At 66.6% G+C, this 15,779-nt stretch carries 15 protein-coding genes; 8 read left to right on the forward strand and 7 right to left on the reverse strand.

The genetic code is table 11. The annotated features are described in order from the left end of the window. Positions 1-61 precede the first annotated feature (61 nt). A complete protein-coding gene (locus ASE95_RS18575) occupies positions 62-769 on the forward strand; it encodes a hypothetical protein (RefSeq protein ID WP_156348010.1) in 708 nt (235 codons plus the stop codon). 287 nt (positions 770-1,056) lie between these two features. On the opposite strand, the gene ASE95_RS11390 is transcribed toward ASE95_RS18575, so the two are convergent. Continuing rightward, on the reverse strand, positions 1,057-2,430 hold the full coding sequence (locus ASE95_RS11390) for a family 43 glycosylhydrolase (protein WP_056636300.1): 1,374 nt from the start codon (positions 2,428-2,430) through the stop codon (positions 1,057-1,059). Positions 2,431-2,554: 124 nt separating this feature from the next. Next, positions 2,555-4,711, reverse strand: coding sequence for a transglycosylase domain-containing protein (locus tag ASE95_RS11395; protein WP_056636303.1), 2,157 nt, complete (start codon positions 4,709-4,711; stop codon positions 2,555-2,557). A gap of 70 nt (positions 4,712-4,781) precedes the next feature. On the opposite strand from ASE95_RS11395, the gene ASE95_RS11400 reads away from it, so the two are divergent. After that, the gene (locus tag ASE95_RS11400; protein ID WP_056636304.1) at positions 4,782-5,366 is read left to right on the forward strand and encodes an NADPH-dependent FMN reductase; all 585 of its coding nucleotides are present in this window, start codon (positions 4,782-4,784) and stop codon (positions 5,364-5,366) included. Next, positions 5,366-6,217 (forward strand): HpcH/HpaI aldolase/citrate lyase family protein, encoded by an 852-nt coding sequence (locus ASE95_RS11405; protein ID WP_056636821.1) that lies wholly within the window; start codon positions 5,366-5,368, stop codon positions 6,215-6,217. The genes ASE95_RS11400 and ASE95_RS11405 overlap by 1 nt, the downstream gene beginning before the upstream one ends. Positions 6,218-6,324: 107 nt before the next feature. On the opposite strand, the gene ASE95_RS11410 is transcribed toward ASE95_RS11405, so the two are convergent. Further along, positions 6,325-6,774: a hypothetical protein gene (locus ASE95_RS11410; RefSeq protein ID WP_056636306.1), complete on the reverse strand. Its 450-nt coding sequence runs from the start codon at positions 6,772-6,774 to the stop codon at positions 6,325-6,327. A gap of 97 nt (positions 6,775-6,871) precedes the next feature. Here ASE95_RS11410 and rpiB point away from each other — a divergent pair, with 97 nt between their 5' ends. The 5 genes from rpiB to ASE95_RS11435 all read left to right on the forward strand — a co-directional run bounded on the left by rpiB (position 6,872) and on the right by ASE95_RS11435 (position 10,275). Further along, on the forward strand, positions 6,872-7,306 hold the full coding sequence (gene rpiB, locus ASE95_RS11415; RefSeq protein ID WP_056636307.1) for a ribose 5-phosphate isomerase B: 435 nt from the start codon (positions 6,872-6,874) through the stop codon (positions 7,304-7,306). Further along, positions 7,303-8,610, forward strand: coding sequence for a serine hydroxymethyltransferase (gene glyA / locus ASE95_RS11420; RefSeq protein ID WP_056636309.1), 1,308 nt, complete (start codon positions 7,303-7,305; stop codon positions 8,608-8,610). The genes rpiB and glyA overlap by 4 nt, the downstream gene beginning before the upstream one ends. 12 nt (positions 8,611-8,622) lie before the next feature. After that, positions 8,623-8,814, forward strand: coding sequence for a hypothetical protein (locus ASE95_RS11425; protein ID WP_056636311.1), 192 nt, complete (start codon positions 8,623-8,625; stop codon positions 8,812-8,814). Between the two features lie 8 nt (positions 8,815-8,822). Next, positions 8,823-9,284 (forward strand): transcriptional regulator NrdR, encoded by a 462-nt coding sequence (gene nrdR, locus ASE95_RS11430; RefSeq protein ID WP_056636313.1) that lies wholly within the window; start codon positions 8,823-8,825, stop codon positions 9,282-9,284. 256 nt (positions 9,285-9,540) lie between these two features. After that, positions 9,541-10,275, forward strand: coding sequence for an RNA methyltransferase (locus tag ASE95_RS11435; protein ID WP_056636315.1), 735 nt, complete (start codon positions 9,541-9,543; stop codon positions 10,273-10,275). A gap of 3 nt (positions 10,276-10,278) precedes the next feature. Here the strand turns inward: ASE95_RS11435 and ASE95_RS17700 are convergent, their stop codons facing one another. From ASE95_RS17700 to ASE95_RS11455, 4 genes are all read right to left on the reverse strand, one after another. Next, complete coding sequence (locus tag ASE95_RS17700) at positions 10,279-11,229, reverse strand: hypothetical protein (RefSeq protein WP_156348011.1); 951 nt, start codon at positions 11,227-11,229, stop codon at positions 10,279-10,281. Between the two features lie 349 nt (positions 11,230-11,578). Further along, complete coding sequence (locus ASE95_RS11445; protein WP_056636319.1) at positions 11,579-12,901, reverse strand: dicarboxylate/amino acid:cation symporter; 1,323 nt, start codon at positions 12,899-12,901, stop codon at positions 11,579-11,581. A 196-nt stretch (positions 12,902-13,097) separates the two neighbouring features. Further along, entirely contained in the window at positions 13,098-14,066 is a 969-nt protein-coding gene (locus tag ASE95_RS11450; RefSeq protein ID WP_056636321.1) for an NAD-dependent epimerase/dehydratase family protein, read from the reverse strand. After that, positions 14,063-15,688 carry an FAD-dependent oxidoreductase gene (locus ASE95_RS11455; protein ID WP_056636323.1) on the reverse strand — a complete coding sequence of 542 codons (1,626 nt, stop codon included), beginning with the start codon at positions 15,686-15,688 and terminating at the stop codon, positions 14,063-14,065. The genes ASE95_RS11450 and ASE95_RS11455 overlap by 4 nt, the downstream gene beginning before the upstream one ends. Positions 15,689-15,779: the final 91 nt, after the last annotated feature.

The following is a 15,779-nucleotide window of genomic DNA, read 5'->3' on the forward strand; positions in this document are numbered from 1 at the left end:
GTCGTATGCGAATAGTATTCATGCCCGCCTGGATTCTTGAAGTCGATGTCGGCGGGCGGGCGTGATCGCTTACCAGATCAGATCTCGTTCGATACGCACCGTTTCCGGCAGCGGCGAGGTGGTCGACGCACTCGGTAGGCGTGAAGGTGTCGATGGCGGCACCGATGACGCGGAAGATGTCAGCAACGCTGGACGCAGCGGCCTTGCGCAGGAGCGCCTTCAGCTTGGCGAAGGCATTCTCGATCGGATCGAAGTCTGGCGAAGGGGAAGGAAGAGCAGCCGGCCAGCCCTTGCCTCGACCGAAACCCCGAGGATCACGACGTCATCGGGTTCGAGCGTCAAGGCGCCCGCCCGGGCGACCCAAGCCTCGAACCATGCCCTGGTCATCGGTCCGTCAATGCCGAGCGTTACGGTTATGGTCGTCACCAGCCTAGAGACAGCAGGGTCGCGCACCGCTTCCAACATCAGGTACCGGTTCGCCGTTTGCCGCGCGGGGCAATTCCAGACATTCCTGATCAGGGATATCGCGGTGTCTGCCCGGAACGCTGCCGATCTAATGAGCGGTTTCGTCGCAATCGTTGTCGATAACACGGGATTGGCGATCAGGGGCGATACTGGCAGCCGACTGTTCAGCAGATCTCCCTCATGCCTGCGTCTATTGACGGGCCGGCATGGTGCCCCTCATCGCCGGAACAGCGCAAGGAAGGGTGTGACAATCTCCCATTCCTCCGATGGTTTTGACCCTGGCCATGACGAACGACCCACATGACCCGCTTACTGTCGGGGCTGCGGAATATCGGAGTGCAGTCGCGCCTCCTGGCCATCGTGGAGCAGTTTTCGCCGTGCACGGGAACGAGAAGGGGGCATCAAGGCTGCATCGGGCCAGCGTTCCGGAATCTGGGTTGCGGCGCGCAGGTCGGCAGAGGCTTTCACCGCAATGACGGCACACCGATGTTGAACTCCGATACCCGCCTCATCCGAGGTCCAGTGGGTAGAAGGGTGATCGCACGGAAGTCGCGTGGTCGAGCCGGTGCGCCGCTCATGACGCAGCCCGACCTAATCGATTGACCATTCCCACAGGCCGGCATTCGCGGTTTCGACCGTCAGGCGCACGTAACGAGCGGTCGCCGGGTGGGGGAGCGTCACGGGCGACCCGGTGTGAGAAGCCGGTGCGACCAGAGACGACCAACGCTGGCCATCGCGCGACGCTTCGATCGTGTAACGATAGTTGCGGGTGGCGAATTCCGGCCGAAGCCGGCTGCCCTTGATCCGGCGAACGCTGCCCAGGTCGGCGGTGAGGGCTGCCTTGCCGGTCGCAGGTGCGCGCCAGAGCGTCGCGTAATTGTCGTCGCCGGCGCGACCCGCCGTGCTGTCGCCACCGACCGGCTTCCATCGCAGCCCCTTGTCGCGCGCGGGGGAGAAGCCCGCGACGGAACCACCATGTGTCGGGCGCACCTGCGCCAGCGTGCCGTCCCCGCGGATCACCAGCCGGTCGATGGCCACCTGGCGAAGTACCGCATCACCGCCCTGCGGCCATGGCAGCGCCTGACGATGATAGAGGATGTAGCTCCGTCCCCCCGATCGGAACACCGTGTGGTGCCCGGGGCTGACGATGTCGTTGCGCGAGTCGGTCTGCAGTATCGGGCTGTTTGCCGCCTCCCGGAAGGGTCCGAACGGCGTCGCGGCGATCGCATAGCGGACCTTGTAGCTGTCCTTGGTGGTGTTGCCGTCGCTATAGGTCAGCAGGTAACGCCCGTTCGCCTTCATCATGAATGGCGCTTCGAAGTAATTTGCCGGCGTCACGTCGCGCGGTTCGCCGTCGAAGGTCACCATGTCGGGCTTCAGTCTGACGACGAAGCAATGGCCGTTGACCCAGTGCAGCCCCGATCCCCAGTAAAGATAGGCCTGTCCGTCATCGTCGATGAACGCCTCGGCGTCGATCATGTGGTAGGCAGGAGCGAAATCCCTCGCGATCAACGGCTTGCCGTGATTCGCGTCGCGCCACGGGCCGGCAGGGGAGGGCGCCGTGCCGACCCACACTTCGCTGCCGACCGAGACGTACATGTACCAGCGGCCGTTCGCGGCCTTGACCACCGATGGTGCCCACACCTTGGCATCGCCGGAGGTCGGGCTGCTCGCGGCGGCCTTGGTCGGCCATTCCGGAGTCGCGAAGCGCCAGTCGCGTCCGTTTTCCGACGTCCACATCCCCAGCCGGTCGTCGCCCCACGGGTCGATCGTGGCGAAGATGTACCAGCGCCCGCGATCATTGACGATCGACGGGTCGGCAAAATAACCGGGGAGCAGCGGGTTCGCCGCGCCGGTCGCATCCCAGCGTGCGGGCTGATCGGCGGCGAGCACCCACGGTGCGGCGAGGAGCAGCAGCGCTCGCGCCCCGATGCGGGGAGACGGCCGTCGGGTCGGGCGGGGCATGTCAGGTCCTTTTCGGCGGATGGCGTGCGATAGCCTAACGAGCGTCTGACGCGCTGCAAAGCGGCCGCGCATTACCCCGCGGCGACGATGCTACCGCGGGGAGATCGACCGACAATCTCTCGGCCTAGAACCGGTAGTAGCGACCCTCGTCGTTTGGATCTTCCTCTTCGGGGGGCGGTCCGCGATCGTCGGGCAGGCGGCCCGGCGCGACGCGCTCCGGGTACCGCTGGCGCGGCTCCGGCGGCTGTGGCAATTCGATCCCCAGTTCGCGCAGGCGATCGACCGCCTCCTCGATGGTCGGTTGCGCGCCGTCGATCACGCGCCCGAACTGGTCGATCGCCTCACCTTCCATATTGTCGAGTGGCGCACCCATCTCGTCCTCGGCGGGCGCGACCACGACGGGGATGTTGAGCGCCGACATCATGAATTGCCGCCAGATTTGCGCAGGCATGCCGCCGCCATGCAGCCCGGGGTTCGGCGAACTGTCGTCCTTACCCACCCATACGCCGACGACCATGTTCCCCGCAAAACCGATGAACCAGCCATCACGCCCACCCTGGCTGGTGCCCGTCTTGCCGAATGCGTCGACGGGCAGATTGGCGTCGCGCCCGGTGCCGCGGATCGATGAGCCGAGCAAGGAGCGCATCTCGTCGCGGATCTTGCCCGGCATCTCCGTGTCCCGTCCGGCAATCGCCTCGTACCAGCTGGCGTTGCGGTTGCCGGTGACGCCGCGCGGGGTCACCGGGTAGCGGCCGTTCGCAACCGCGGCATAGGCGCCGGTCAATTGCAGCAGCGACACTTCCGCCGTGCCCAGCCCGATCGTCGCCTCGTTGGGAATGGGCGTGGTGATGCCGAGGTCGCGCGCCGCCTTGATGACGTTGCGCACGCCGACTTCCTGCGTCAGCCGTGCCGCCACGACGTTCGAGGACCGCGCAAAGGCGCGACGCAGCGTGATCGGGCCGAGGTAACGGCCGTCGTCGTTGCGCGGTTTCCATCCTGCGATCTCGACCGGCGAATCGTCGCGCACGTCATCCGGGGTCAGCCCCGCGCGCAACGCGGCGAGATAGACGAACAGCTTGAAGGTCGAACCCGGCTGCCGCCTGGCCTGCACCGCGCGGTTGAACGCGCTGGTACGATAGTCGCGCCCGCCGACCATCGCGACGACTTCGCCATCGGGACGCATCGCGACCACCGCAGCCTGCAAGCCGCGCAAGCTCGCCTGCCGCACGACCCGTTCGGCGGTCGCCTGCAGCCCGCGATCGAGCGTTGTCTTTACCCGGGCGTCGGTGCCGGCGTCCCCGGCCACCTCACGCGCGGTGGGCAGGACCCAGTCCGCGAAATAAGTGCCGGTCGGCAATGTGTTGGCGCGTGCGGGCAGCACGCGCTGCGGTTGAACGGCCGCCGACTCGCGAGGGGTGAGGAAGCCGGCGGCGACCATCGCGCGGACGACCACCGCCTGGCGGGCGCGCGCGCCCTTCAGGTTGCCGGTCGGGGCCAGCCGGGACGGTGCCTTGACGAGGCCAGCGAGCATCGCAGCTTGTCCGACATTCAGCTTCTGCGGCGTGCGGCCGAAATAGTGCTTCGCCGCCGCGGTCACGCCGTACACGTTGTCGCCGAAATACACGTTCGACAGGTACCGCGACAGGATCTCGTCCTTGCTGAGCCACGCTTCGAGCCAGAACGCGATCATCATTTCGCGGATCTTGCGCGCGGCGGTCCGGTCCGAGTCGAGGAAGGCATTCTTCGCCAGCTGCTGCGTGATCGTCGACCCGCCCTGCCGCACGCCGCCCGATCCGACGTTCGCCCAGGCGGCGCGCGCGATGCCGCGAGGGTCGATACCCCAATGCGAATAAAAGCGCCGGTCCTCAATCGCGAGGAACGCCTCACGCACATGCGGAGGGAGCGTTTTGGCGTCCACGGGCGCGCCGATGATCGCGCCGCGGCGCGCGATCGGCGTCCCGTCGGCTGCGGTCAACGTGATCGACGGCGGGGTCGGCGGCTTGAGCGACTGCGACAATGGCGCGGTGAACGCCAGCCAGATCACCGCGAGCACGAACAGCACGATCGAGGCGGCCAGCCCGCGCACGATCCATTTGCCCCATGCGATGCGACGTCGCGGCGGGCGTGGCGGCTCCCCGCCGTCATCGTAGCGCGGCGGATCGCGATCGTCGTCGTGCCATGCACCGAACGAAGGCAGGGGATCGGGCGTCGCGCCACCGGGCAGATCGCCGCGTGCGTGGTTGTAGCGGACACGGCCGGTATCGTAGGGATCGGGGCGCATGGCTGATGGTGTCCTACGCTGATAGAACAGTTGTCGCAAGCCTCGCCCGCGTACCGTAAAGGATAGCCAAATGCAGGATGTTGCGAAAGGCGCTGTTGCGCCGCTGGTGGTGGGGATCGGGGGCACGATCGGGGGCATATCCTCGACCGAACGCGCGTTGCGTATCGCGCTCGGCGAAGCGCAGGCGCAGGGATTTCGCACGCGGATGTTCGGTGGCGCGGATATGGCGCGGTTGCCGCTCTACGATCCACGCGCCGCGACACGCACTCCGGAGGAGCGCGCGTTCGTCGACGCGGTGCGACAGGCGTCGGCGGTTATCATTTCCAGCCCCGGCTATCACGGCAGCATTTCGGGGGTCGTGAAGAACGCGCTCGACCTGCTGGAGGAAACCGCGCGCGACCCGCGGCCTTATCTGGCGGACATGCCGGTCGGGCTGATCGCGACCGCTTACGGTTGGCAGGCGACCGGTTCGACCATCGCGGCGCTGCGATCGATCGTCCATGCGCTGCGCGGATGGCCGACGCCGTTCGCGGCCGCGATCAACACGCAGGCGACCCGCTTCGACGACGAGGGCGGGGCGAGCGATCCGGCGGTGGTCGAACAGTTGCGGCTGGTCGGGCGACAGGTGGCGCGCTTTGCGCCATTGAGCGCGTGATCGGCGTCCGCCCACGGCGCAGCGCGCTGTTCCTTCCTGCATCGAATGCACGTGCGATCGAGAAGGCGCGGACGCTGCCGTGCGATGTCGTGATCCTCGACCTGGAGGATGCGGTGGCGCCGGCGCAGAAGGCGGCGGCGCGCGACGCGGCAGTGGCGGCGGTGCAGGCGGGCGGGTTCGGCGCGCGTGAGCTGGTGGTGCGGGTGAATGCGCCCGACACGCCGTGGGGAGTGGACGATCTCGCCGCGCTTGCGGGAACGACGGCCGACGCGGTGCTGCTGCCGAAGGTCGATGTGCCAGCGAGGCTGGTGACGGCGCGGGCCACGCTCGGGCAGGGGCTGGCGCTGTGGGCGATGATCGAGACGTGCCGCGGCGTGCTGGCGCTGTCCGCGATCGTCGCGAGCGCAGCGGAGACGGGGCTGGCCGCCTTGGTGGCAGGCACCAACGATCTGGGGCGAGAACTGCGCTGCCGTGTAGGCCCGGACCGCGCGCCGTTGCTTCCGGCGCTGTCGCAGATCGTGCTGGCGGCGCGGGCGACGGGATTGATCGCGCTGGACGGCGTCATCAACACGCTGGACGATCAGGCGGCGATCGCGGCGGAGTGCCGGCAGGGCCGCGACTGGGGGTTCGACGGCAAGACATTGATCCATCCGGCGCAGATTGCGGCGGCCCATGCGGCGTTCGGGCCATCGCGGGAAGAGGTGGCCGCGGCACGGGCGGTATTGGCGGCGTTCGACGGGCGCGAGGATGAGGGCGCGATCCGCGTGGAGGGACGAATGGTCGAGCGACTGCATCTTGAAGAGGCGCAGCGCACGCTGGCGCTGGCGGGGATGATCGCGGGATCGGCCTGATCGGCGAGAGGCCTGCGCGGCGACGGCGGGCGGGTAGCATCATCCCGGATTAGGTCCGGCGTCCGGATGGAGTGCGCGATATCATCGAAGGGGCGATCCGGTCAGGCCTAGGTCCGGCAATATCCCTCACCGGGCTTGACGATCAGGCAGTCCTTCTTGCCCGCCAGCCATTTGAGTCCGGTCTGGTCACCGTTGCCGGGCACCGCGACCTCCGCGACGCCGTTCCGCATGAAACGCAGTCCTTCGGTGGTGATCGATCCGGTGAAGGTACCGCGATGATCGAGATCCCATTGCATCTCCAGCGCCGTCCCGCCGCCGGCCCGGCGGGCGACGTTCAGGAACATGCCTTCCACGCCGACCCAGCGGCCGAGGTAACGATCTTCGATCGCAGCCGTGGTCGCGGGATCGTCGCGCGGGGCGGCGGCCGCGCCGACGCGCTCGGTCGGGCTGGCGGTGGGCGAGGGATCGGGTGCGGGTTGCGCACAGGCGGCGAGCGCCAGTGGCGCCGCGATCAGGCACGAGGACACGGCGTCGAGCTTCCGGACGAGCTTCATCATGGCACATCAACCGGCAGCGGCGACAAAGCGTTCCGGGTAGCGTTCGCGCGCGGGGGTCGCTAGAGCGCCCCTGTCCTCAGAACACGGGAATCGATCCTTGCGTATCGCCATCGCCTGCGACCATGCCGCCGTCTCGCTGAAGGATGAACTGCGCGACTGGCTGACGAACGAGGGGTACGACGTGCTTGACCTCGGCACGCACGGCAGCGGCAGCGTCGATTATCCCGATTACGGTCGCCGGCTGGCCGATGCCCTGGCGTCGGGGGATGCCGATCGTGGCATCGCCTTGTGCGGGTCGGGGATCGGCATCATGATCGCGGCGAACCGCAACCCGGCGGTGCGCTGCGCGCTCGTCCACGAACCGTTGTCCGCCGGGCTGGCGCGCAGCCACAACGACGCGAACGCCATCGCGCTGGGTGCGCGGCTGATCGGCCCCGAGATGGCGCGTGCCTGCGTCGCCGCATTCCTTTCCACCGATTTCCTGGGTGGCCGCCACGCCGCCCGTGTCGACATGCTCAAGGAGCTTGCATGAGCACCAATCCGACTTCGCTTTCCGGTATCCAGCCGGACGGTTTCTTCACCCGCGGCCTGGCCGACGCCGATGCGGCGGTGTTCGCAGGCATCGAACATGAGCTGACCCGCGAGCAGACGCAGATCGAACTGATCGCGTCGGAGAATATCGTCAGCCGCGCGGTGCTGGAGGCGCAAGGGAGTGTCTTCACCAACAAATATGCGGAGGGTTATCCCGGCAAGCGCTATTATCAGGGCTGCCATCCGTCGGACGAGGTCGAGCAGCTGGCGATCGATCGTGCCAAACAGCTGTTCGGCTGCGGCTTCGTCAACGTGCAGCCGCATTCGGGCGCGCAGGCCAATGGCGCGGTGATGCTGGCGCTGGTCAAGCCGGGCGAGACGATCATGGGCCTGAGCCTCGACGCGGGCGGGCACCTGACACATGGTGCGCGCGCGGCGATGAGCGGCAAATGGTTCAACGCGGTGCAATATGGCGTCGCCGCCGACACGCACCTGATCGATTACGACGCGGTCGAACGGCAGGCGGTGGAGACGCAGCCCAAGCTGATCATCGCGGGCGGGTCCGCCTATCCGCGGCACATCGATTTCGCGCGCTTCCGGTCGATCGCGGACAAGGTCGGCGCGATCTTCATGGTCGACATGGCGCATTTCGCCGGGCTGGTCGCGGGTGGCGTGCATCCCACCCCGTTCGGCCATGCCCATGTCGTGACCACCACCACCCACAAGACGCTGCGCGGCCCACGCGGCGGCATGGTCATGACCGATGACGAGGCGATCGCCAAGAAAATCAACTCGGCGGTATTCCCCGGTCTGCAGGGCGGGCCGCTGATGCATGTCATCGCCGCCAAGGCGGTGGCGTTCGGCGAGGCGCTGCGTCCCGACTTCAAAAGCTACGCCGCCGCGGTGGTCGAAAATGCCAAGGTGCTGGCGGCGACGCTGAAGGAGCGCGGCGCGGACCTGGTGTCGGGCGGCACCGACACGCATCTGGCGCTGGTAGACCTGACCCCGCTGGGGATTACCGGGCGCGATGCGGACGAGGCGCTGGAGCGTGCCGGCATCACATGCAACAAGAACGGTATTCCCAACGATCCGCTGCCGCCGGTGAAGACCAGCGGCATCCGGGTCGGCTCGCCCGCCGGCACCACGCGCGGGTTCGGCACCGCCGAGTTCCGCGAGATCGGCAATATGGTCGCCGACGTGCTCGACGGACTGCGCGAAAAGGGCGAGGGCGGCGATGCCACGGTCGAGGCGCAGGTGCGGGAACGTGTTCGCGCGTTGTGCGCTCGGTTTCCGATCTATCAGTAAGGAGAACGATCGGTGGCCGAATTCGACAGGAAGATCGACGAAGTGCGCGGCACGGTGAAGAGCACGCCGGGGCTTGGCAAGAGCATGGCGAAGTGGAGCGCGCTGGGCGCGGTGGCGGCGATCCCGTTGCCGGTGGTCGGGCCGATCTTCGGTGCAATCGCCGGCGCGGCCTGGGCCTATCGCAAGGGCACCAAGAACAAGTGACCGCCTGAATGCGCTGCCCGTTTTGCGGCCATGACGCCAGCCAGGTGAAGGATAGCCGCCCCACCGACGATGGGGCGGCTATCCGGCGGCGGCGGCAATGCGAGGGGTGCGCGGCACGATTCACCACGTTCGAGCGCATCCAGTTGCGCGAATTGACGGTGGTGAAAAGCGAGCATCGGCGCGAGCCGTTCGATCGGGAAAAGCTGCTTCGTTCCATTTCGATCGCCGCGCGCAAGCGGCCGGTTGAATCGGTGCGACTGGAGAAGCTGGTCAGCGGTATCCAGCGGCAACTGGAAACCGGCGGCGAGCCGGAAGTCACCGCCAAACGCATCGGCGAGATGGTCATGGACGGGTTGAAGGGGCTGGATTCGGTCGCCTACATCCGCTTCGCCAGCGTCTATCGCGACTTCAGCGAAGCGCGCGATTTCGAGGAGTTCGCCGGCACCGTGGAGGAAGTCGGGCGGGGGTGATCGTCATCCTGCCGCCGCTGCCTTGGCCGGTATCCACCAGGCGAGGATGCATCCTGCAGGAACATCGCGAGCTTCGGCCCCGGTGCCCGGGCAACGTCGATCGTCGCGCGATGGGTCCTGGCGCTCTCGTCGATCCAGCGCCCATCGTCGGGATCGCCGACCCGTCAGGCACGACAGGCGCACGATCGACGTGGCAAAGCGCATTCGACCGCTTGGCTCGCCATCGCCGCATGCAGGTTAGAACCGAACGGAAGCTATGATCGAACCCACTTCTCCTCCCCCCGTGATCGTCCTCGTACGGCCTCAGCTTGGCGAGAACATCGGCAAGGCGGCGCGTGCGATGCTCAACTTCGGGCTTACCGAATTGCGGCTGGTTGCGCCGCGCGATGGCTGGCCGAATCCGCAGGCTGGCCCCGCCGCATCGGGCGCGGATCTGGTGCTGGAGGGTGCCGAGGTGTTCGAAAGCGTGGCCGACGCTGTGGCGGATTGCGCGCATGTCTATGCCACCACCGTGCGCAAGCGCGGGGTGACCAAGCCGGTCGTCACGCCCGAGCAGGCCGCGCAGGTGATCCATCGTGCTGCAGCCCGTTCGGCGATCCTGTTCGGGCCGGAGCGGTCGGGGCTGGAAACGGATGACGTCGCGGTCGCGCGCACGATCATCACAGTGCCGATCAATCCCGAGTTCGGCAGCCTGAATCTGGCGCAGGCGGTGATACTGGTCGCGTACGAATGGTCGAAGGGCCTGGCGCTGGCCAGTCCGCCCACCGTCGATATCGAGCCGCCGGCCGCGCAGATCGAGCTGGACGGGATGATCGCGCAACTCGACGCCCTGCTGGACGAGGGCGGATATTATTTTCCGCCGGATCGTACCCCGGCGACACGGCGGATGCTGCGGACGTTGCTGACCAAGCCGGGTTGGTCGGGGCCGGAGGTGCGCACCGTACGCGGCATTCTGTCTTCGCTGGTGCCCAAAAGGCCGCGCAGCGGCTAAGCCTTACTCGATCGTCGGTGTGGCCGGACGTCCGTCGCAGTACGAACGCTCGGACCGTGCAAGCGAGAGGCCTCTGGCGACGGCGCGCTTGATGATGAGGCGGATCGACCCGTGCCGCGCGCTTGAGGAACTGTCACATTCACGGAGCGAGCGGAGCCGGTCGGTTGCGACCAGCAAGCCGGTGGGCGTACGGACGTATAGACCGCCACGGCGCGTAAACGGCGCGATCCGGCGGCGTACGGTCGTATCGGGGAGCGCTAGCGCACGCGCTACCTGCGCGACGCGGACGGCGTGGTGCGGGCGTAGCGTGTCCGTCCGCGCCAGGGCGGTCGTCGGATCGCTGGCGTACAAGCGATGATTGCCGTGCAGCACCGCGGAGAAAATGGCCAGATCGATCGATTCTTCGCACAGAAAACGATTTGTATCCACGAGCGCAAGGATCAGGTCGGCGGCCGCGCACGCGCCATCGTCCAGCGACAGGCAGGGTTGGTCTCCACCAGCCTTTGCGGGGATGGCTCCGCAAGCGACGCCATCTGCGATCAGTCGCACGAAACAGTCGTGCGAGAACCGCAATCTCTGCCAGCTCTCCGGCTGCTCCCAATGGTGATAGGATAACATTACGCCTGCGGGCGTGCGTTCGCATATGCCTTGATTGACAAGTGTGCAGATATGTCGGCGAATAGTTTCGAAAGGCCGACCCAGCGACATGGCGGCCGAATGCACCGATATCGTACCCCGACGCTCACCATGCGAAAGGCTGGTTCGTAACAGCAGGCAAAAAACCATAAAGCGGTCCATGTTGCCTGCAAAGCAGCGAAGTCCGACCATGTTCATGCTGGTATGGAATTCCGCAAGAAGTCGTGCGAGCGGTGCTACCGGTTCTCTGAGTGAGCGTGTGCGCGCAGATCCGTCCTCGAAGATCGACCGTTGCAATGTCGCCGCATAATTCGGCACGTTACCGCTCCCATCCACCTAGATCTCGATCATGTTCCTGCGCCGAAAAGGCGAAGAACCGTCTTGCGATCACAATGGTGTGCCATGCGCCGGCTGTAACATTCAATGAATATCGAGCTTAACCCCGCGCTTCCTAGTGTCATCAATGGACAATCATCAGCCAGGTCACTGGAAAGGTGCAAAAAAGCCCATTAGTTTTGTTTTGTTGCCGGAAAAGTTGGTTTACCATGTTGGCAGTCAATATCAACCGGCAGAAGTATTTGAAAACGTTAGATCTTGCCGCAAGATACAATCTTGGTCACCAATAGCGGGTGCCACGAGCACCCGCCGCTTTCGACCACACTAGTCCTCAATCATCCACTTCGGGCAGTGTGGGCACGCGTTGCGAATGGCCGGATAATGCGGCGTCAAGGGCATGGCGGTCGAGCTTGCCCTCCCAGCGCGCGACGACGATCGCCGCAACCGCGTTGCCGACGAAATTGGTCAGGCTGCGACATTCGCTCATGAAGCGATCGACGCCCAGGATCAACGCCATGCCCGCCACCGGCACGGTCGGCACGATGGACAGCGTCGCGGCCAGCGTGATGAAGCCTGCTCCGGTCACGCCCGCAGCCCCCTTCGACGACAGCATTGCCACCCCGAGCAACAGCAATTGCTGTCCGATCGACAGATCGACGTTGCACGCCTGCGCGATGAACAGCGCCGCGAGGGTCATGTAGATGTTGGTGCCGTCGAGGTTGAAGGAATAGCCGGTGGGCACGACAAGCCCGACAACGCCGCGATCGCAACCTGCCGCTTCCAGCTTCGTCAGCAGTCCCGGCAACGCCGGTTCGGACGAGGAGGTGCCGAGCACCAGCAGCAGTTCCCCCTTGAGATAGCCGATCAGGCGCAGGATCGAGAAGCCGTGCAGCCGCGCGACGATCCCGAGGATACCGAACACGAATACCGCGGAGGTCAGATAGAAGGTGGCGACCAACCCACCGAGATTGACGAGGCTGCCGACGCCGTATTTGCCGACCGTGAAGGCGATCGCGCCGAACGCGCCGAGCGGGGCGACGCGCATCAGGATCGCGACGATGCGGAAGACGACGATGTTCAGCCGCTCAATCAGGTCGAGGACCGGGCGCGCCGGCTCGCCCACGAGGCTGAGCGCGACACCGAACAGGATCGCGACGAGCAGCACCTGCAGGATGTTGCCCTGTGTCAGCGCAGAGATCAGCGTGTCGGGGATGATATTGAGCAGGAAGCCGGTCAGCGTGGTGTCATGCGCCTTTTCGGCGTAATCGGCTATCGCGCCGCTATCGAGCGTGGCGGGATTGATGTTCATCCCCGCGCCGGGTTGCACGACATTGGCCACGATCATGCCGACGATCAGCGCCAGCGTTGAGAAGAAAAGGAAATAACCGAACGCCTTGCCGGCGACGCGTCCGACGGCGCTCAATTCGCGCAGCCCCGCGATGCCGCTGACCAGCGTGAGGAAGATGACCGGTGCGATCACCATCTTCACCAGCTTGATGAAGCCGTCGCCCAGCGGCTTCAAGGCCGCGCCCAGTTGTGGGTAGAAGTGTCCGAGGATCGCACCCGCGACGATCGCGATCAGGACCTGGACGTACAAATGATGGTGAAGCCGGCGTGGCCCCTCGGCCGCGGGCGGAATCGTGGTGGCGTGCATGACCTCTCCTGGCGTCCCCTGTTTGCGGACGTCTTCGTAGAGGCTAACCCGAATCGCGCCGAGCATCAAAAGTGTACGGCTCTTTACGCTAAGCTATTGTTTCCCCAAGAAAAGCTTTCAAGATCGATCGGCGGGGTCCGCGATGTCGTGCAGGAATCCGCCTGCACGGTTACTCGGCCGTGCTAGAATCCGCACGTCAGGGCCGGCCGGCGCGGTCCCAGGCGGCGATGTCCGCCACCGCCTGCGCCACCGTGATCCGCGGCCGGTATCCGGTCGCCACCATCCGGTCGATCGTATAGCGCACGGAGGTCCGGAAGCGCTCGACCTCGTCATGCGATGGCGTGCGCACGACAAAATGTTCGAGCGCAGCGGACGTTAGCCCGGCGCGCGCGCCGGCAGCATTCAAGGCCTTGGCCAGTTTGCGCGCGCCCAGCGTCAGCCGCCCCGGCAACGCGCCCGTCGCACGCGGTGCCTGAATCGCATCGCGCAGCGCCTCCAGATAGGCATCCCAGGTCGGGATATCCGGACCGTTGACGTTGAAGGTGCCGGCCAGCGGCGCGTCGTTGACGGCGAGATGCGTGATGAAACCGGCCAGATCGTCGACATGGACCAGATTGGCGTCGCCACGCCCCGCCGCGCCAAGCACGGGCCAATTACCATCTTGAAGCCGATCGAGATAAAGTGTCGTCCACGCCGCACTTCCGGGGCCGTAGATCAACGTCGGACGCAGGATCGCCACCGCCATGTCGTCGGCTGCCGCGCGGCACGTCGTTTCTGCCACGATCTTTGCCGCGCCATAGGCACCGTGCGGATGATCGGTGGCGGCATCCTCGTCGACGCGGCCGCGCGCTGCGCCATATACGGCGACCGAGCTGAGGTGAACGAAGCGCCGCACGCCGGCGGCGCGCGCGGCGGCGAGCGTTTCACGCGTGCCATCGACGATCACGCGCGTGTCGCGTGGGCCACCGACCGCGGTGTGGACGACAGTGTCCACGCCCGGCATCGCGGCGGCCAGTGCGGCGGGATCGAGTACGTCCAGCGCCAGGCCACCGGGCGGCGGGCGGCGGTGCCCGGCGGCGACGGGAACCCCCGCCGCCTGCAACGCGGCCACCACGCGACGCCCGACGAAGCCACCCGCGCCGGTCACCAGCACCTTGCCCGTCATGCGCAACGCTCCTTGAGATGGTCGGCCAGCCGCAACGCCAGCGCGATTGCGGTCAGCGTCGGGTTCGCCTGGCTCGACGTCGGCGTGACCGAGGCGCTCGCGATGTACAGCCCGGCGACCCCGTGTACGCGGCAGTCGCGATCGACCACGCCGTTGCGTGGATCGGCCGACATGCGGGTCGTTCCGCTGTGATGGCCGCCATAGGCGGCGGCGTCGAGCATGGCGGGTTCCAGCGCGTCCTCTTCATAGGCGAGCGTGCCTGTACCGGTGCGCGCCAGTTCGTCGCGGAACAAGCGGTACGTGGCTCGTGCCGAGTCGAAATCCGCCGCGGCGACGCGCCAGTCGACGTGGAGCCGCCGCATGCCCAGCGCATCGCGTTCGGTCGCCAGCTGGACCCGACTGTCCCAATTGGGTGATTGCTCGCTGACGAACTCCAACGGGTAGCGATTGTCGCGCGACGGCAGCGCGATCGAAGGAATCCTTCGCGATGCAAGGTACCGCTTCACGCCCCAGGTGCGGACGAAATGGGCAAGTTGCAGCGGGTGACGGGCGATGTTGCCGATGTGGCGGAGATACGGGCCGATCGATCGATCAGCCTCACGCGCGGCACGACTGTATTCGTATTTGACCGCGAACGCGGCCAGGAACATCAGCGACAGGACCGGGTCGCCGTGCGAAGGATCGTTGGCATCGCGGATGTGCAGGCGTGCGGTGCCATTCAGCAGGCGGTGGGCGCGTTGCGCGGCCGGCGTCGGGGCGAGGCGCCGACGGATATAGATACCCTCGGCATCGCGCTCGTAATCGAAGCCGATGCTGCGCGGCGCGCCGGTGAAATGCGCCATCCCGAACGTCGCCGCGAGGTGACACATATAGCCCCGGCCCAGCCATCCCCCGGCGTTGCCCGGTCCATCGGGCAGCACATCGTCCGAGGCCAGCAACAGCCGCGCCGTTTCCAGTCCACCTGCAGCCAGCACATAGTGGCGGGCGTGCACGGGCCACGTCGTGCCATCGGGCGCGCGGACATCGAGATGGTCGACGCTGTTTCCGTCGGCCGCAAGGCGCACGCCGGTGACCGGCGCGTTGGTGACCACCCGGACATTTCGCGCGGCGGTAAGCTGCTTCCCGTAACGCGTCCAGAAATTGGTCGGGCGGCTGAACCGCTCGATCGTGGTGTGCAGCCATTCGCCGTCGAGACCTGGGACGATCGGTGCGGAAGGCACGTGGTCGAACGCCCCGGCCTCCGCCGCTTCCATCGCCGCGGGATAGTAACGCGCCACCTCGTCATAGCCGATCGGCCAGCCGGAATGGGCGACCCAGGGACGTGGTTCGAAGTCGATCGGGTCGAACGGGATCGAGCGCCCGCCCCACAAGGCGGTCGTCCCACCCAGCGCGCGGATGCGGTAGGTGTCGAGCGGCCAGTGGACGCGCGGGTCGGCGACCGTGCCGGCATAGGCGTCCTGCACTGCCGGATTGGCATGTGCAGCTCCGGCCTCAAGCACCAGTACGTCGAGCCCGAGCGCGCCGCAGCGCGCCGCCAGCGTCAGTCCCGCGGCACCCGATCCGACGATGCAGACGTCTGCCGGGCCGGGTGGGGCGCTCAATTCGGTGGCATCAGCTCGCACGTCGTCTCCTGCGCAATGGTTGCCGAGGGGTAGCACGACGGCGCGTCGGAGCAAGCACGACGGCTCCGCCGCATCGGCGACGGAGCCGGAT

Source organism: Sphingomonas sp. Leaf231 (assembly GCF_001421995.1).
Taxonomy (GTDB): Bacteria; Pseudomonadota; Alphaproteobacteria; order Sphingomonadales; family Sphingomonadaceae; genus Sphingomonas.